This is a genomic window from Mesorhizobium sp. M0239, from assembly GCF_040321815.1.
Lineage (GTDB): Bacteria > Pseudomonadota > Alphaproteobacteria > Rhizobiales > Rhizobiaceae > Mesorhizobium.
The window spans coordinates 65,137-83,309 of record NZ_JAMYSG010000024.1 but is presented as its reverse complement, the minus strand read 5'-3'; the positions used below and the strand labels follow the sequence as shown (position 1 = coordinate 83,309).

Annotated in this window: 15 protein-coding genes; 11 read left to right on the top strand and 4 right to left on the bottom strand. The window is 62.4% G+C overall.

What is annotated here, in order from left to right; all coding sequences use genetic code 11:
* Nucleotides 1–4: 4 nt before the first annotated feature.
* Together trpD and NKI99_RS23915 are read right to left on the bottom strand one after the other, a co-directional pair.
* On the bottom strand, nucleotides 5–1,015 hold the full coding sequence (trpD, locus tag NKI99_RS23920) for an anthranilate phosphoribosyltransferase (protein ID WP_352612272.1): 1,011 nt from the start codon (nucleotides 1,013–1,015) through the stop codon (nucleotides 5–7).
* Entirely contained in the window at nucleotides 1,012–2,904 is a 1,893-nt protein-coding gene (locus NKI99_RS23915; protein ID WP_352612270.1) for a SurA N-terminal domain-containing protein, read from the bottom strand. Before NKI99_RS23915 ends, trpD begins: the two co-directional genes overlap by 4 nt.
* Nucleotides 2,905–3,049: 145 nt before the next feature.
* Between NKI99_RS23915 and tpiA the strand changes: the two genes are divergently transcribed.
* The 5 genes from tpiA to NKI99_RS23890 all read left to right on the top strand — a co-directional run bounded on the left by tpiA (nucleotide 3,050) and on the right by NKI99_RS23890 (nucleotide 8,136).
* Nucleotides 3,050–3,817 (top strand): triose-phosphate isomerase, encoded by a 768-nt coding sequence (tpiA, locus tag NKI99_RS23910; RefSeq protein WP_352612269.1) that lies wholly within the window; start codon nucleotides 3,050–3,052, stop codon nucleotides 3,815–3,817.
* Between the two features lie 170 nt (nucleotides 3,818–3,987).
* Nucleotides 3,988–4,458, top strand: a complete 471-nt coding sequence (secG, locus tag NKI99_RS23905) for a preprotein translocase subunit SecG (RefSeq protein ID WP_128303636.1) — start codon at nucleotides 3,988–3,990, stop codon at nucleotides 4,456–4,458.
* Nucleotides 4,459–4,669: 211 nt separating this feature from the next.
* Nucleotides 4,670–5,797: a L,D-transpeptidase gene (locus NKI99_RS23900; protein WP_352442406.1), complete on the top strand. Its 1,128-nt coding sequence runs from the start codon at nucleotides 4,670–4,672 to the stop codon at nucleotides 5,795–5,797.
* A 137-nt stretch (nucleotides 5,798–5,934) separates the two neighbouring features.
* Entirely contained in the window at nucleotides 5,935–7,572 is a 1,638-nt protein-coding gene (gene pyrG, locus NKI99_RS23895) for a CTP synthase (protein ID WP_352554855.1), read from the top strand.
* Nucleotides 7,573–7,590: 18 nt separating this feature from the next.
* On the top strand, nucleotides 7,591–8,136 hold the full coding sequence (locus NKI99_RS23890; RefSeq protein ID WP_352612267.1) for a DUF1697 domain-containing protein: 546 nt from the start codon (nucleotides 7,591–7,593) through the stop codon (nucleotides 8,134–8,136).
* A gap of 47 nt (nucleotides 8,137–8,183) precedes the next feature.
* On the opposite strand, the gene NKI99_RS23885 is transcribed toward NKI99_RS23890, so the two are convergent.
* Nucleotides 8,184–9,641: an NCS1 family nucleobase:cation symporter-1 gene (locus tag NKI99_RS23885; RefSeq protein WP_352612265.1), complete on the bottom strand. Its 1,458-nt coding sequence runs from the start codon at nucleotides 9,639–9,641 to the stop codon at nucleotides 8,184–8,186.
* Between the two features lie 244 nt (nucleotides 9,642–9,885).
* Entirely contained in the window at nucleotides 9,886–10,788 is a 903-nt protein-coding gene (locus tag NKI99_RS23880) for a LysR substrate-binding domain-containing protein (RefSeq protein WP_023813924.1), read from the bottom strand.
* A gap of 246 nt (nucleotides 10,789–11,034) precedes the next feature.
* On the opposite strand from NKI99_RS23880, the gene NKI99_RS23875 reads away from it, so the two are divergent.
* Genes NKI99_RS23875 through NKI99_RS23850 form a run of 6 tightly spaced genes read left to right on the top strand, consistent with a single transcriptional unit; the run spans nucleotide 11,035 to nucleotide 18,173 of the window.
* A complete protein-coding gene (locus NKI99_RS23875; RefSeq protein WP_352612263.1) occupies nucleotides 11,035–12,549 on the top strand; it encodes a leucyl aminopeptidase in 1,515 nt (504 codons plus the stop codon).
* Between the two features lie 54 nt (nucleotides 12,550–12,603).
* On the top strand, nucleotides 12,604–13,509 hold the full coding sequence (locus NKI99_RS23870) for a proline iminopeptidase-family hydrolase (RefSeq protein ID WP_352612261.1): 906 nt from the start codon (nucleotides 12,604–12,606) through the stop codon (nucleotides 13,507–13,509).
* A 19-nt stretch (nucleotides 13,510–13,528) separates the two neighbouring features.
* Nucleotides 13,529–15,190 (top strand): ABC transporter substrate-binding protein, encoded by a 1,662-nt coding sequence (locus tag NKI99_RS23865; RefSeq protein WP_352612259.1) that lies wholly within the window; start codon nucleotides 13,529–13,531, stop codon nucleotides 15,188–15,190.
* A gap of 39 nt (nucleotides 15,191–15,229) precedes the next feature.
* On the top strand, nucleotides 15,230–16,246 hold the full coding sequence (locus NKI99_RS23860; protein ID WP_063167981.1) for an ABC transporter permease: 1,017 nt from the start codon (nucleotides 15,230–15,232) through the stop codon (nucleotides 16,244–16,246).
* On the top strand, nucleotides 16,246–17,217 hold the full coding sequence (locus NKI99_RS23855; protein ID WP_023813929.1) for an ABC transporter permease: 972 nt from the start codon (nucleotides 16,246–16,248) through the stop codon (nucleotides 17,215–17,217). Before NKI99_RS23860 ends, NKI99_RS23855 begins: the two co-directional genes overlap by 1 nt.
* Complete coding sequence (locus NKI99_RS23850; RefSeq protein WP_013531724.1) at nucleotides 17,214–18,173, top strand: ABC transporter ATP-binding protein; 960 nt, start codon at nucleotides 17,214–17,216, stop codon at nucleotides 18,171–18,173. The genes NKI99_RS23855 and NKI99_RS23850 overlap by 4 nt, the downstream gene beginning before the upstream one ends.

Below are 18,173 nucleotides of genomic sequence, written 5' to 3'. Positions count from 1 at the left end.
TCCGTTATCCGTTCGAAATCTCGACCAGCCTGTCGAGCACTTGCAGGGCACGGCCGCTATCGATGGCTTGCGCCGCCGCCGCGATGCCGTCGCCAAGCGTCGTCGCCTTGCCGGCCACAACCAGTCCGGCACCGGCGTTCATCAGCACGGTGTCGCGATAGGCGCCGGCGCCGCCGCCCAGCATATCGCGCAAGGCCTTGGCGTTGTAGTCCGCATCGCCGCCGCGCAACTCATCCTTGCTATGGCGCGCCAGCCCAACCGCTTCAGGGGTCAGCGTGAAGCTGCGGATTTCGCCGCCGATCAGTTCGGCGACCTGCGTCTCGCCGGTGGTGGTGATCTCGTCATAGCCGTCGCCATGGGCGACCCAGACATGCTCGGCACCCAGCGCCTTCAGTGTCTCGGCAACCGGCAGGATCCATTCCGGCAGGAACACACCGACCAGCTGCCGCTTGACGCCGGCCGGATTGGAGAGCGGCCCGAGCAGGTTGAATATGGTGCGGGTGCCGAGTTCGACGCGGGTCGGGCCGACATGCTTCATCGCAGGATGATGCGCGGGCGCGAACATGAAGCCAACGCCTGCCTCGTGGATGCAACGGCTAATGAAATCGGGCGAGATGTCGATCTTGACCCCGAGCGCCACCAGCACATCGGCTGCCCCTGTCAGCGACGACAGGCCGCGATTGCCGTGTTTGGCAACCGGCACGCCGCTGCCGGCAACGACGAAGGCCGATGCCGTCGAAATGTTGACGCTGTGAGAATTGTCGCCGCCGGTACCGACGATGTCGACGGCATCGGTGGGCGCGTCGACGTGCAGCATCTTGGCCCGCATGGTTGCGACGGCGCCGGAAATCTCGCTCACCGTCTCGCCGCGCACGCGCAGCGCCATCAGGAAACCGCCGATCTGGCCGGGGGTCGCGTCACCCGACATGATGATGTCGAAGGCCTCGCGCGCTTCCTCAAAGGAAAGCGCGCTACCGGTCGCGATCTTGCCGATATGGGTTTTCAGCGCGCTCATCTTGTCGAGGCTTGGGCGACGGCGGCCTGGTCGATGCGAACGTCGTACTGTGTCTGCAACTGTGCCACCAATTGGTCGAGCAGATCATCCGACATGCCGGAGGTGAAGGATTTCTGCGCATCGTCCGGCACCGAGCTGGCATCGGCTCCGGCGGGCTCGAAGACTTCGGCGACCTTGTACAGGATCTGTCCGTCGCCGGTGGGCGAGGGGATCAGGCCGGTACCGCCTTCGCCAACGCCGAACATTGCTGCGGCGCCTTCCTTGCCGAAATCGACATCGTCGGCCTCGCGCTTGACACCGCGCTTGGTCTGCTTTTCCAGCTTCAGTTCGCTGGCGATGACATCGAGCGTTGCGCCGGCCTTGAGCCGCTTTTCCAGCTCGTCAGCCTTGGCGGCGAGCCGCTTGCTTGTTTCCGCCGCCGTCCAGTCGGCCACGACTTTCTGACGAACCTCATCCAGCGTGCGGTCGCGAGCCGGCGTGATGGACGCCACCTCATAGAAGAGGAAGCCGTTGTCGGCTGTGGTCAAGGCATCGTTTTCCGTGTCGGGTTCGGCGTCGAAGACGGCTTTGATCAGCTCCGGCGATTGCGGCAGGTCCTTGACGATGCTTGCATCTGGCCGCAGTCCACTGCGATCGATGGCGTCGATGGTGACGACCTTCAGCTTCAGCTTGGCCGCGGCGTCGGCCAGCGAACTGCCGGCGGCGCGGGTGTCATCGTAACTGTCGCGCACGTCCAGAAGAATGCGGCTTGCCTCGCCCAACGCCAGGTCCTTGCGGATCTGGTCGGACACTTCGGTCAGCGGCTTCACCACCTCGGACTTGATCTCGGTGACGCGCAGCAGCACCGGGCCGAAGGCACCTTGCACGACCTGGCTGACTTCATTGGCATTGAGCGAAAAGGCCGCGCCGGCGACCGCCTTGTCGGCAATCTTGTCCTTGGCAAGCGTGCCGAGCAGCGTGTCGGCCGGGGTCTTGCCTTCCGCCGTGACCAGCTTGTCGAAGGTGGCGCCGGCCTTGAGCGAATCGAGTGCGGCCTTGGCCGCATCCGGCGTCTTGAATACAAGCTGCTCGACGGTGCGCAGTTCCGGCGTGGTGTAACGCGCCTTGTTCTTGTTGTAGTCGTCGCTGACCTGGCTGTCGGTGACGGCGGTCGTGTCCATGATGTCGACGGGTTCGAGGCGGACATAGGAGAATTTGCGGTATTCGGGTGCCGCATATGTCTTCTTGTTGGCTTCGAAATAGGCCAAGAGCACGCTATCGGACGGTGCCGCGATCGGCTCGACCAGTGCCTTGGGCAGCGTCAAATAGTCGATGGTGCGGTCTTCGCCGCGATAGAGTGCAACAGCCTTGAAGAAAGTGTCCGGAGCCTTGAGGCCATCCGAGACAGCCTCGACGATCTGCTGGCGCACCGCCACCTGGGCACGGTTCTTCAGATAGTCCTCGGGCCGCATGCCAATCTGCTGCAGCATGTATTCGAATGTTCTGCGGTCGAACTGGCCGCCCGGGCCCTTGAATGCCGGGTCTTCGCGCGTCAACTCGGCCAGCCGGTCCTTGGAAAGTCCGAGGCCCAGCTTGCGGGCCTGTTCGTCGAGAACGGCGCCTGAGACGAGCTGCGCCAGCACCTGGTTGTCGACACCGAGTGCCTTTGCCTGTTCGTGGCTGAGACGCTGGCCGAACTGCTGCGACATGACAGCGAGCTGGCGATCATAGGCGAGACGGTATTCGTTGATCGACACTTTGGTGCCGCCGGCGGTAATGACCGAATCATGGCCGGCCAAACCACCCATCAGCCGTCCGGAAACGCCCCAGACCAAAAAGCTGAGCACCAGCAGCACCAACAGCCCCTTCGCGACCCAGGTGCCTGCCGCGCTTCTCAATATACCAAGCATTTTTACTTCCGATTTATGCGCATTTTCGCATGCGCCGAGTCTGAAACAAGCGCAATAGCGCCCTTCCGGCCCACTGTCGATTGCTTTGTGGCCTGATTTTGGTAGTGAGGGCCAGAGCCCCGATATCATCCGGAGAAGCAAACCCATGACGCCAGGAATTCGCCCGCTCGTCGCCGGCAACTGGAAAATGAACGGCACCAGTGCCTCGCTCAACGAGCTCCGGATGATCGGCAACGGCTTCATGAGCGGACTTGACGCGGAGACCGAAGCGTTGGTTTGCGTTCCCGCGACCCTGCTTGCCCACGCCGCGGAGATCCTGTCACGCACGCCGGTGCATGCCGGCGGTGAGGATTGCCATACCAAGGAGAGCGGCGCCTACACCGGCTGCATCTCGGCGGAAATGCTCAGGGATGCCGGTGCGAGCCATGTCATCGTCGGCCATTCCGAATGCCGCGAGCAACGCGGCGAGGATGACGCCACTGTCCAGGCCAAGGCATCCGCCGCATGGCGTGCCGGGCTTGTTGCCATCATTTGCGTCGGCGAAACGCATGAACAGCGTGAAGCGGGCGCGACGCTGGATGTGCTGTCGCGGCAGGTCGATGGTTCGGTCCCGCCAAGCGCCACCCCGTCCAACACCATCATTGCCTATGAGCCGGTATGGGCGATCGGCACCGGCCTGACGCCGACAGCCGGCGATGTGGCGGCAGCACATGCACATATCCGCGAAAAGCTGTCGGAAAAGCTCGGCGGCGTTGCGGCCAAGGTGCGCATTCTCTATGGCGGCTCGGTCAAGCCTTCCAACGCGGTCGAATTGCTCGGCGTCAGGAATGTCGACGGGGCGCTGGTCGGCGGCGCCAGCCTGAAAGCGGCGGATTTCCTAGCTATTGCCGAGGCCTATCGCAATATTGCTTGAAGACATTCGCCACGCCGGACAGGGCTTCCGGTGCCTGAAATCGTTGCAAAGGACGGGTTGCTTCCCATATTCCGGCCACGGGCTTGGAAATGCCGTCAAAGCATTGTATTGAGCCGCCTCCAATTCACCGGTCGTGTCCGCGGCCGGGCAAGGCCTTGCCAGGATAAACTATGGAAACCGTACTGATCGTCATCCATCTCATGGTTGTGCTCGCCCTTGTCGGCGTGGTGCTGCTGCAGCGCTCCGAAGGCGGCGGCCTCGGCATCGGTGGCGGCTCCGGCTTCATGACCGCGCGTGGCGCTGCCAATGCGCTGACGCGTGCGACGGCGATCCTGGCGGCCGCCTTCTTCGCCACGTCCTTGACCCTGTCGATCGTCGCCCGCTACGGCGAGAAGCCGATCGATATCCTCGACCGCGTGCCGGCGACATCGGACGGTGCAGGCAAAGGCGTGCTCAACCAATTGCCCGGCACGACCACCCCGGCGCCCGCAGGCACCACCACGCCGACGCCGCCGTCAGGCAACGATGCCGCGGCTCCGGCGACCGCGCCGGCCACGGCGCCTGCCGCCGGGTCGACGCCGCCGGCAACCAATGGCGCCGCTCCCGCCGCGCCGGCGGCCCCGCAGGTTCCAAACCAGTAGTCTTCGGCGGCTGAAGCCGCGATCTGTGCTCGTTTGAACACAGTCGCGGCAAATGCAGCGAGATCACAAAGATTCGACTGGGTGAGGTACGACCTCACGCTTGAGGCCCCCGCGCTTATTCGACTATAGATTGCGCGCGGCACTTCCGGCGCCCTTGGGGGGCGCTGGGCGACGCCGTGGGCAACAAGCATAGAACGATCGGATCTTCGCCATGCAGCTTCGCAGCTTCATTTTCCTGGGACTTTGTGCCGCAATCGGCATCAGTTCCCCCGCTTTCGCTGGCGTTCCAGCCAATATGGCCGCACAGCCTTCGGTTGAAACAACCTCCGCCATCAACGTCGCCGTCAAAAGTGACGCGTCGCAATTGAAGCTTCTCAAGAAGAAGAAAAACCCGACGCCCGACGACCTCGCCCAGATCAAGAAGATCGAGGCCAAGATCGTTGCCGACAAGGAGGCCGCCAAAGCCAAGGCGCTCGAAGCCAGGAAACTGGCGATGCGCGAGGCGGCCAAGGCCAAGGCCGACGCTGAACGGCAGGCGTTCCTTGCCAAGAAGGGCAAGAGCGCGCCGGCAACCGAGGTGGCCGATGCCAAGCCGGCCAAGAAGCAGGTTGCCAAGATCATCGAGCCTATCGAACCGATCGCGCCGATCCAATCGGCAGAGCCGCTTCCGGCAGAGGCGATGAACGTCGCCTTGACCGGCAACAATGGCGAGCTGCGCAGCGAGGTCATCGGCCAGAAGCAGCCGAGCAACGGTGGTCTGTTCGCCGGTCTCTTCGGCGGGACCTCGTCCGGGTCTTCGATAAGCTATCTCCCTGAGACACGGGCTCTCGACCAGGTGCTCGCCAAGAGGGAAGCCAAGAAGCAGTTCAAGGTGAAGCCGGAATTCGTGCCGCAGGACGTGGAATTCAGCGGTTACGATGCGGGCACCATCGTCATCGACACCAGCGCGCGGCGCCTCTACCTCGTCGAATCGTCCTCCACCGCCCGCCGCTACGCCATTGCGGTCGGCCGCGAGGGTCTGCAGTACAAGGGTACGGTTGCGGTCGGCGACAAGCAGGAATGGCCGCGCTGGATCCCGACGCTGGACATGCAGAAGCGTGAGCCGAAGCATTACGGCCAGTACAAGGACGGCATGCCCGGCGGTGGCCAGAACCCGCTCGGCGCGCGCGCCATCTATCTCTATGACGGCAAGAAGGACACGCATCTGCGCATCCACGGCACCATCGCGCCGCAGTCGATCGGAACCAGCGCCTCGAATGGCTGCTTCCGCATGATCAACGAGCACGTCATGGACCTCTACAGCCGCGTCAGGGTTGGCACCAAGGTCGTTATCATCTGACGTTTTCGTCATCCTGCCGAAAGGGCCGGCTCAGCCGGCCCTTTTGTTTTGCCCTGTTCACGATCCGAGCGCCTTCTTGGGAAAAAACCTTCGCGGTGGTTTTTTCTCTGGCGGAATCAATCCGGCCGCGTTAAGCGATGACTCCCATGGCGCGATATGTATTCATCACAGGCGGCGTGGTTTCCTCACTTGGAAAAGGCATAGCCGCAGCGGCCCTTGGGGCTCTCCTGCAGGCGCGAGGCTATCGCGCACGCATCAAAAAACTCGACCCCTACCTCAATGTCGATCCGGGCACGATGTCGCCGTACCAGCATGGCGAGGTTTTCGTCACTGATGATGGCGCGGAAACCGATCTCGATCTTGGCCATTACGAGCGCTTCACCGGCCGCTCCGCCAATCAGCAGGACAACATCACCACCGGCCGCATCTACAAGAACATCATCGAGCGCGAGCGGCGCGGCGATTATCTCGGCGCAACCGTGCAGGTCATTCCGCACGTCACCGACGAGATCAAGAATTTCGTCCTCAACGGCAATGACGACTATGATTTCGTGCTTTGCGAGATCGGCGGCACGGTCGGCGACATCGAGGCGATGCCGTTCCTGGAAGCGATACGCCAGCTCGGCAACGACCTGCCGCGCAACAACGCCGTCTACGTGCATCTGACGCTGATGCCCTACATCCCGACGGCCGGCGAGCTGAAGACCAAGCCGACCCAGCATTCGGTCAAGGAACTGCGCGGCATCGGCATCGCGCCCGACATCCTGCTGGTCCGCGCCGATCGCGCCATTCCCAAGGAAGAGCGCAGAAAACTGTCGCTGTTTTGCAATGTGCGCGAAAGTGCCGTGATCCAGGCGCTCGACGTGCCGCATATCTACGATGTGCCGATGGCATACCATAGGGAAGGGCTCGATTCGGAAGTGCTGGCCGCCTTCGGCATCGATCCGGCGCCGAAGCCGCGCATGGAGCCGTGGCAGGCGGTGTCCAACCGCATCCACAATCCGGAAGGCGAGGTCACCATCGCCGTGGTCGGCAAATATACCGGCCTCAAGGATGCCTACAAATCGCTGATCGAGGCGCTGTCGCATGGCGGCCTGGCCAACCACGTCAAGGTCAAGCTCGACTGGATCGAATCGGAGATCTTCGAAAAGGAGGATCCGACGCCATGGCTGGAAAAGGTGCATGGCATCCTGGTTCCCGGCGGCTTTGGCGAGCGCGGTGCCGAAGGCAAGATACTGGCGGCGAAGTTCGCGCGCGAGCGCAAGGTGCCGTATTTCGGCATCTGCTTCGGCATGCAGATGGCCTGCATCGAGGCGGCGCGGTCGCTGGCCGGCGTCGAACATGCGTCTTCGACCGAGTTTGGTCCGACCGAGGAACCGGTCGTCGGCCTGATGACCGAATGGCTGAAAGGCAACATGCTGGAGAAGCGCCGGGAAACCGGCGATCTCGGCGGCACGATGCGGCTCGGCGCCTATCAGGCCGAACTCGCCAAGGGCTCCAAGATCGCCGAGATTTACGGCGACACACAGATTTTCGAGCGCCATCGCCACCGCTACGAGGTCAATATCGACTACAAGGAGCGACTCGAGGATTGCGGCCTGGTATTCGCCGGCATGTCGCCCGACGGCGTGCTGCCGGAGACGGTCGAGTATCCAGACCACCCCTGGTTCATCGGCGTGCAATATCATCCGGAACTGAAAAGCCGGCCGCTCGACCCGCATCCGCTGTTCGCCAGTTTCATCGAGGCGGCGGTGGAGCAGAGCCGGTTGGTGTAGCGATCAGGTCGGGCGGCAATGCAGACCTATGTCGCGCTGCTTTACAGCATCATCCTGGGCGAGGGCCGCCGGGTCGTCATGGCCGACCTCAAGGCCATGGCCGAAGAGCTCGGGCTGAACAACCCGCGCACGCTGGTGGCGACGGGCAATCTGGTCTTCGAGGCACCGGCAACTGATATCGCCGACCTGGAACAGCGGCTGGAAGCAGCCTTCGAAAAAACCTTCGGCCGCCATGTCGATATCCTCGTGCGCGGTGCCGAGGACTGGCTGAAGCTTGCCGCCGGCAATCCGTTTCCAGATGAATCGAATGCGACCGCGGATCAGGTGGCGGTGCGCGTGATGCGCCGGCCGGTGCCGGACGAAGCCGTCACGGCGCTCGGCTCCTATGTCGGCAAAGACGAAAAGATGCACGCCGTCGCTGGCAATATCTGGATTGTCTTCTCGCGCGCCGCACCCAGTTCACGGCTTCTGACCGCAGCGAGCCACAAGCGTCTGGGCGTCGGTACCTCACGCAACTGGAACACGGTGCGAAAACTGGCCGAGATGGTGGGCAGTAGGCAGTAGGGAAGCAGTTCTCTACTCCCTCACACCTACTGCCTACTGCCTCATTTTCAAGCCTTTGCCGTCTTCGCTCCGGCGCCTAAAGCGGCGGTGCGTAGCACGTAGTAGATGATGCCGGCGATCGCCACGCCGAAGAACCAGCCATAGACGCCCCACCAGGACGGCAGCCAGTTGGTGAAGTTGGGCAGGATCGACGAGAAGATGGCGCCGATGCCGGCGGCGATGAATGCATTGACGTGCCAGCCGCCCTGGAAACGGAACTCGCCGTCTTCGCGGTAAAGCGCCTCAACGTCGATCTCACCCTTCCGGATCAGGTAGTAGTCGACCATCATCACCCCGAAGATCGGCCCCATCGTCGCGCCGATGATGTTGACGAAGGAAGCGGCACTGCCTTCCCATGGCGCGAAGGGATAGAGCAGCAGGGCAATGACGGCCGCGATATAGCCGCCCTTCTTGAAGTCGATCTGCCTGGGGAAGACGTTGGAGAAGTCGAAGGCCGGCGAGACGAAATTGGCGACCACGTTGATGCCCAGGGTCGCAACCGCAAAGGTCAGGGCTGCGAGCGCCGCCAGGAACCAGCTGTCGAATTTCGCCGAGATCTGGTCGGGATGCAGCAGCACTTCGCCATAGACGTCAAAGGCGGCAATGGTGGTGACGCCGGCGACCAGCGAGAACAGGATGAGGTTGATCGGCAGACCCCAGATGTTGCCCTTGCGCAGCGATGCCTTGTCCGGCGCGTAACGGGCGAAATCGCAGAAGTTGAGATAGAGCGCCGAGAAATAGGTGACCCAGATTGCTGCCACCGCAAACAGCGAAGTCCACGAGCCGGGCGTGCCGGGCACGCCCGCGTCCTTCGTCTTGTCCAGCAACACGTCCATCGGGATGTCGCTGGTGAAGGCAAATCTCCCGGATTTGACGCAGAGATAGATCGCCAGGATCAGCATCATCACCCACACCGCGGGGCCGGCCCAGTCCTGGAAGCGGCGCACCGTTTCCATGCCGTTCTGGATGATCAGCAGTTGCAGCCCCCAGATGACCACGAAGCAGATCACCTCCAGGCCGGTATGGCCGAGGAAATGCGTGCTGGCATTGAAATCGGCGAACCACTGCGTGCGGATCAGCAGCGCCACGATCGCGCCCGAGGCGGCGGCCGTCTGCGCGCCGTACCAGAAGCAGGCGACGATGGCGCGCACCAGTGCCGGTATGTTGGCGCCCCAGATGCCGAAAGAGGCGCGGGCAAGCACGGGGTAGGGCACGCCCGTCTTCACGCCGGCATAGCCGACCATGTTCATCAGCGCGTAGATGATCAGCGATCCGATGCCTATGGCGATGATGAAATTGACAAAGCCGCCGCAGAACAGGAACAGACTGGCGGCAAGATAGTAGCCCCAAAGGCTGTGGACGTCCGACGTCCAGACGTTGAAGATCGAGAATGGTCCCCAGTTTCGAACTTTGGCCGGAGCCAGATCCTCGTTGTACAGATCAGGTGAAGCACCCTGTATTGTCATTGCAATGGTCCCCTTTTGCAGCACGCGCCCTCACGCGTTGGCCGCGTGCAGGTTAAGCCTGCCGCAGGGGAACCGACAAGCAACCTATTTGCCGGCTTTGGCCTTAAAGATATTCAATGAGAACTGCGATTATCGATGCACGGCGATGGTGGGTCATCGCTGAGCCCGGCACGGATGATTCGAAGTTCGACGCTGGGATTCCAATCTGAAGCGGTGGCTCCCGACATCTTCGGTAGGGGGCCATCTAGGTGATGGCCATAAGCTGCTTGTGATCCGCGACTTCGGCGAGCAGCCAATCCTGAAACAGGCCGGTGCCTGGTTTGTTGCCGATGCTGCGACGCTGATGCAGGTAAATGCCGGCCGGATAGGTGTGGCGGGCACGGAACGGGGCGACCAGTTTGCCTTGCTGCAGAAAATCTTGCGCCATCATCGTGTCCGCGAGCGCTATTCCCGCGCCATTGATCGCTTCGCGCATGATCAAGGTGCAATCATCCAGTGTTGTGCTGGATTTTGGCGTCGTTTCCAGAACGCCTTCCTGCTCCAGCCAACGCTTCCATCTCATGGTTTCGCATTCATGGATCAGATGATGATTGACCAGATCGGCCGGCGATCGCAGCGGCACAGGCCCCTCCAGAAGCGAAGGCGCACAGACCGGCGTCAAAAGCAGCGGGATCAGCAGCGTCAAAGCCGGGCCGGCCTTGTAGACGAACTCGTCGACAATGGCCAAATCGAAGTTGGCGCGCTTGCCTGAAGTGGAGATCTCCAGATCCACCGACGGATGCAACCGGCGAAAGTTCGGCAACCGGTCCGCCAGCCAAAGGTTCAGAACAGTGGGCACGCACAAGACCCGGACACGTTGGATCTTGCCGTGGCGCGACCCCTCGGAGAGGCTGACGTCATCGGTGGCGCGCCAGATGGCTTCGAACGCCTCCGAGAGGCTGCGTGCATAGTAGGAGCCCCTGATAGTTGGCGTTATCTGGCGAAAACCGCGTTCGAACAGGTCCTGGCCAAGATTTCGTTCAAGCGCGCGGATGTGGCGGCTGACAGCCGAGGGTGTCAGATGCAGTTCTTCCGCCGCGTCCTTGACGCTGCCGAGGCGAGCGGCGGCCTCGAAAGCGCGCATGCCATTGAGTGAGGGAAGGGCCATTGGCCGATCATGAATTGTCAGTTGAGTTTTTGTCAATCGATATGGGCAGAATTCGCGTTTGATCGCCTGCCCCGTTAGGGGATACCCAGAAGGCAAGAGCAATTAAGTCGTCTCAAGAAAGCGACTGTTTGGGGACCGGCATTATACCACGAACGGCGGAGACCGGCTTGACCAGTCTCCACCGGGGCGAGCGAAGCGTTGCTCGCTACCGGCTGGTATTGCCGCAATTGGAGAGAGCGCCAGCCTATGCCTCAATCGCCAGCGCCGGTTTTCGAGACCGCGGATGAGATTTCCGCCGAAGCCTCTGTCGTCGTGATTTTGCAAACTGCCCACACGGGCTTTGGCCCGCGGGCAGTCGCCCTGGATGCCGAGATGAGCGGGATCCTCTCTCGCGCCTGCTCCGACCCGGCCGCCTTGGCCGAATCCGGCACCTGCATCGATCTTATTGCTCCTCAGGCCGTATCGATTAAGCGCGTGGTCGTCCTGGCCTTGGGCAAAGCTGAAACCGTAACCGCCCTGTCGTTGGCACGCGCTGGCGGTCTGCTTGCCGCGCATCTGGAGGGCAAGGGAGAATGCGCGGCCACGCTGGTCCTGGACCCCATCGCCGGCGTTGACCTGCCCGGAGCCGAAATCCTGGCGCGTGTCGCGCTCGGCATGCGGCTGCGCCGCTATCGTTTCGACATGCGCAACCGGCGGCAAGGGGCGGGAGCGGATCGAACCTTGCGGGTGAAACTGGTCGGGGCCCGCGGCCCAAATCTGACCGCGGCGCTGGCGCGGATGAATGCCATCGCCGACGGTGTCGAATATGCGCGGACCTTGGTCAACCTGCCGCCGAACCATCTCCATCCCGACAATTTCCATGATCATCTGGAGCCGCTGCGTGAAGCCGGCATCGACATCGAAATGCTCGATGCCGCGCAACTGAAGGAGCTCGGCATGAACGCGCTTCTTGCTGTTGGATCGGGCTCGGCGCGCCCGCCCCGGGTCGCTGTCCTGCGTTACCGGGGCAAGGGTGCGCCCGCTCAACCACTCGCTTTCGTCGGCAAGGGCGTCTGCTTCGATTCGGGAGGCCTCTGCATCAAGGGCGGAGCGCAAATGTTCGACATGAAAGCCGACATGGGCGGAGCGGCCGCTGTGGTCGGCCTGCTGATCGCGCTCGCCCGGCAAGGCAGCCCGGTACATGTTGTCGGTGTTCTCGGCATCGCCGAGAACATGCCATCCGGCACCGCGCTCAAACCGCGCGACATCATCACGACGGCGTCCGGACAGACCGTGGAAGTGTTCGACACGGATGCGGAAGGACGCCTGCTTCTGGCCGACTGCCTCCACTATGCAGCCACGCGCTTCAACCCTTCGGTGATCGTCGATCTGGCGACGCTGACCTATTCGGTGACGCGTGGCCTGGGGTCGATATTCGCCGGCCTGTTCAGCACCGACGATGCCATCGCGTCACAGATGATCGCGGCCGGAGAAGCGGTCGGCGAACGGTTCTGGCGGCTGCCGCTCGACCGGGCCTATGATGAGGGTCTGCAATCGCCGTTCGCGGACCTGCGGCATCATGCCAAGGACATGGAAGACGGCGACGCTCCCTATGCGGCGGCCTTCCTGCGTCACTTCACTGAAGACCGCCCCTGGGTGCATCTCGACATCGCCAGCAAGGAACTGACCGACACCGATCGGCCTCTGGGCAGGCAAGGCGCCACGGCATTTGGCGTGCAGATGCTGGAAGAGTGGGTGCAGGTCAGCCGAAACATGAGTTAGGCGCCCGCAGTCACGGACAAATACAAGATGCCTTCAACCGCACTGGGAACTGGGATGTCATCTGAGATCATCGGCATGGAAGGACGGGCCGCTTTCGGGGCCCACGAGACCTGGTATCGGGTCAGTGGCGAACTCGGTGGCGAAAAGGCGCCGGTGGTGATCCTGCATGGCGGCCCGGGCGTCGCCCACAATTATGTCGATGCCTACAAGCTTCTTGCGCGCAGGGATCGCGCCATCATTCATTATGACCAGTTGGGCTGCGGCAATTCCACCTTACTGCCTGAGAAGGGCGCCGATTTCTGGACACCTGGGCTGTTCATCGACGAGCTTGAAAACCTGGTCGACCATCTCGGCATTCGGGCGGGCTTCCACGTGCTCGGCCAGAGCTGGGGCGGCATGCTGGGCGCCGAATATGCCGTGACGCGGCCGAAGGGTCTGAAATCGCTGACCATTGCCAACTCACCGGCGTCCATGAAACTGTGGGTCGAAGAGGCCAACCGGTTGCGTGCGGATCTGCCCGCCGATGTGCAGGAGACTCTGACCCGGCACGAGCAGGCCGGCACGACGGACGATGCGGCGTACCAGGCGGCGACGATGGTGTTCTACGAGCGGCATGTCTGCCGGGTCGTGCCTTTCCCGCCCGAAGTCACGGAAAGTTTCGCCCAGGTCGTGCGCAATCCGACCGTCTATAATCTGATGAATGGGCCGAACGAGTTCCATGTCATCGGAACGCTGAAGAACTGGAGCATCGTCGAGCGCCTGCCGGCCATCGATGTTCCCACACTGATCATCTCCGGACGTCACGACGAGGCCACGCCCGCGACCGTGCAGCCCTACAAGGACGGCATCAAGGGGTCTCGCTGGGAGATATTCGAGCATTCCAGCCACATGCCGCATGTCGAAGAGCAAGATGCGTGCATGCGGGTGGTGGGAGACTTCCTGGACCACAACGATAACTGAAAAAAAGGGGAATGAAGACATGAAGAAACTGCTTCTGGCGGCAACAGCCGCGGCATTGCTGGCCGGTACATGGCTGGCCCCGGCACAGGCCGAATATCTCAAGGAGCACCGAGGCGGCACCATCCGCCTGCTGGCCCGCTCCGCGGCCGGAACGCTCGATCCGCACATCAATTACACGGACCAGGGCTGGCAGATGTACCAGCCGATCTATGACGGCCTGGTGGCCTTCCGCAAGGCCGAGGGCATGGACGGCTTCACCATCGTTCCCGATCTGGCCGAGGCCCTGCCGCAGGTCAGCAATGACGGTAAGACCTTCACCTTCAAGCTGCGCAAGGGCATCAAGTTCTCCAGCGGCCAGGATCTTGGCGTGAAGGACGTCGTCGCTTCCTTCCAGCGCATCTTCAAGGTTTCCGGACCCACCTCCGGCACGTTCTATGCTGGCATCGTCGGCGCGGACAAATGCCTGGCCGACACCAAGAGCTGCACGCTGGAAGGCGGCGTTGTCGGCGACGAAGCGGCCGGCACCATCACCATCAACATCACCAAGCCGGATGCCGAGCTGCTCTACAAGCTTGCCTTGCCGCATGCCGTGGTCCTGCCGGCGGACACGCCCGCCGAAGACATGGGTTCCAAGCCCATTCCCAGCACCGGCGCGTACATGATCTCCGCCTTCGACCCCAATAAGGGCATGACGGTTTCCCGCAACCCCAATTTCAAGCAGTGGAGCGAAGAAGCCCAGCCGGACGGCTATCCGGATGTCGTCCAATATGATTTCGGCCTGTCCGAAGAGGCAGCCGTCACCGCGATCCAGAACGGCGAAGCGGACTGGATGTTCGACGCTCTGCCGAGCGACCGCCTCGGCGAACTCGGCAGCAAATCCATGGACCAGTTGCACATCTCGCCGCTTTCGGCGTGGTGGTACGCGCCGCTGAACAACCGTCTCGCGCCCTTCGACAATGAAAAAGCGCGCCAGGCCGTTGCCTATGCGATCGACCGCAACACGCTGGTCAAGCTGTTCGGTGGCAAGGTGTTGGCCTCGCCGGTCTGCCAGGTCCTGCCGCCGGACTTCCCCGGCCATGAAGACTATTGCCCCTTCACCAAGAATCCGGGCGCCAAATGGTCGGCCGGAGACCTCGACAAGGCAAAGCAGCTCGTCGAGGACTCCGGCACCAAGGGCCAGAAGGTGACGATCATCGTCGAGGACACCGCCATTTCGCGGTCCATCGGCGTCTATCTGCAGAGCGTGCTGACCAGCATCGGCTATGTCGCCGACGTCAAGCCGATCTCGTCGAACATCCAGTTTACCTACATCCAGAACACCAACAACAAGGTGCAGATGTCCGTCACCCAGTGGTACAAGGACTATCCTGCGGCCTCGGATTTCCTGAACATCCTGTTCAGCTGCGCCTCCTTCCGTGAAGGCTCGGACGCCTCGATCAACATCGCCGGCTTCTGCGACAAGGAAATCGACGCCAAGATGCAAAAAGCATTGGACCTCGGCGTCACCGACCAGAAAGCCGCCGACAAAATGTGGGCTGAAATCGACAGGCAAGTCACCGACAAGGCACCCGCCGTTGGCCTCTTCACGCCGAAGCGGCTTGACTTTGTCAGCAAACGTCTCGGCAATTTCAAGTTCAACCGGCAGTTCAACTGGATGATCACCCAATCCTGGGTACAGTAATGGCCTGGGTGCAGTAACGAACCGCGGAGGGGCACGTCCGTGTCGAACGTAGCTGTCGCCGCGCCGCGCAAGACGCGAGGGCCCTGGGCCGTCGCGTTTGCGAAGCTGGCAAGGGACAGGGCTGCCATGGCGTCGCTGGCCGTGTTCCTCCTCATCGTGCTTGCCTGCCTCAGTGCGCCTCTTTATGCAAAATGGGCAGGCGTGGACCCCTTCGCCTCGACGCTCGACGCCGTCATCCAGATCGACGGTGCCGACGTTCCAGTGATGGAACAATCGACGGAAGGGCTCGGGCTTGGCTACACACCGCTCGGCCCGACCTGGCGGCTGGGCAATTATTTCCTCGGCGCCGACAGCCAGGGGCGCGATGTCATGGCCAGGATGCTCTATGGCGGGCTGAGCTCGTTGCTGATCTCCGGAGCAGCCACCATCTTCACCCTGATCCTGGGCACGGCGGCGGGATTGATCGCCGGCTATTTCGGCGGCGTCACCGACACGGTGCTATCGCGGTTCCTCGACATACTGTGGGCGTTCCCGATCTATCTGCTGGCGATTTCGCTCTCCATCGTCACCATCGCGCATGGCATCACGATCGGACCGATCCAGATCGAGTCCGGCAGTCTGTGGCTGCCTGTCATCATCATCGGCATCGTCTACGTGCCCTATGTGGCCCGCCCAATCCGCGGGCAGGTTCTGGCACTGCGTAAAAGCGAGTTCGTGCTGGCCGCGATCAATCTGGGCGTGCCGGGATGGCGCATCCTGTGGCGCGACATCCTGCCCAACGTTACCACCACGCTCATCGTCTTCGTGCCGCTGATGATGGCGCTGAACATGCTTACGGAATCGGCGCTTTCCTTCCTTTCGATCGGCGTGCAGCCGCCGGCCGCGAGCTGGGGCACCATCATCCAGGACGGACAGGCGCTGCTTTACACCAGGCCATTGGTGGCGCTGGTGCCGGGGCTGGCGATCGCGGTTTCCGTCATGGCGCTCAATGTCTTCGGCGACGGCCTGCGCGACGCGCTCGATCCGCGCTCCAAGGTTCGGCTGGGGCGCGACTGATGATCTACGCCATCCTGCGCCGTTTCGGCCAGATGCTGTTCGTGATGTTCGGCATCTCGGTCATCGTCTTCCTGATTTTCTTCGCAACGCCGGGCGCCGACCCGGCGGCGCGCATCGCCGGCCGCAATGCATCGCCCGAAGTGCTGGAGGCGGTACGCCACAGCTTCGGCTTCGACCGGCCGCTCTACGTGCAATATGTGACGATGATGGAGAAGATCTTCGTCACCGGCGACCTGACCTCCTTCGTCAATCGTGGCTGGAAGGTGGTGCCGGCGGTCATGGATTCGATCCCGGTCACACTCTCGCTGGTGTTCGGAGCGGCGATCCTGTGGGTGGTCGTCTCCATCATCATCGGCATCGCCGCCGCCGCCACGCGCGGCAGCTGGCTGGACAAGCTGCTGATGGCGCTGGGGCTGCTCGGTATTTCGATGCCGGTGTACTGGCTGGGCGAAGTGATGAACCTGATCACCCAGAGCCGCTACCACGACAGCTGGGCGTTCTCCTGGGTGCCACCGCTCGGCTACAAGAATTTCTCCGACGATCCGAAGGGCTGGTTTCTGACCCTGGTCATTCCCTGGATCACACTGTCCATTCTCTATATCGGCATTTACGGGCGCGTGCTGCGCGCGGCAATCATCGAATCGCTGCAGGAAGACTATATCCGCACGGCCCGGGCCAAGGGGCTGTCGGAAACCCGCATCCTGCTGCGCCATGCCTTGCGCACGTCGCTCATCGCCTTCGTCACTCTGTTCGGCCTGGATTTCGGCGCGCTGGTGGGAGGCTCGGCCTTGCTGACAGAGGTGGTGTTCGGGCTGCACGGCATCGGCAAGCTCACTTATGACGCTCTGCAGAATCTCGATCTGCCGATGATCATGGCGACGGTGATGTATGCGTCCATGTTCGTGGTTATCGCCAATGCGGTCGTAGATTTCGTCTACATCCTTCTCGATCCGCGCCTGAGGACATCATGATACTGTCGGTGCGCGACCTCAGAGTTTCCTTCCGCACAAATGATGGCCTGGTGCGGGCCATCGATGGCGTTTCCTTCGACCTCGAGGAGAGCGAGATCCTCGGTGTCGTCGGTGAGTCCGGTTCCGGCAAGACCGTGTCGCTGCTGGCCGTCATGGGTCTCATCACCGATCCCAACGCCACCATCGAAGGGTCGATCCGCTACAAGGGCCGCGAACTCGTGGGACTGCCCGCACGCGAACTCAGGCGGCTGCGCGGCAACGAGATCGCGATGATCTTCCAGGATCCGATGACCGCATTGACGCCTGTCTACACGATCGGCTGGCAGATCGCCGAACAGATCCGCGCGCATCGCAACATCAGCAAGTCCAAGGCGATGGAGCGCGTCGAGGAACTGCTGGCCGAGGTGAATTTTCCGAACCCGCACGAGGCGATGTCGCGCTACCCGCACCAACTGTCCGGAGGCATGCGTCAACGGGCGGTGATCGCAATGGCTTTGTCCTGCAATCCGGCGCTGCTGGTGGCTGACGAACCGACCACGGCGCTCGACGTCACCGTACAGGCCGGTATTCTCGATCTGGTGCGCAAGCTGCGCGCGACGCACAAGTCGGCGGTCGTCTTCATCACGCATGACATGGGCGTGGTCTCCGAACTCGCCGACCGGGTCATGGTCATGTATGCCGGCCGCGTGGTGGAGCGCGGCAGTCGCGCGGAGCTGTTTTCCGATCCGCGACACCCCTATACGCGCGCGCTGCTGGGTTCGATCCCGCCGCTGACCGGCGAAAAACCACGGCGCCTGCCGGCCATTCCCGGTTCGCCGCCATCATTGCTGCGACTGCCGCAGGGCTGTGCGTTCGGTCCGCGGTGTCCAGTTCACTACGAACCCTGCGAGGCCGGCAAGCCCGATCTCGGGAGCGGCACCCATGCCGCGGCATGCTTCAGGGTGGCACAGGCATGA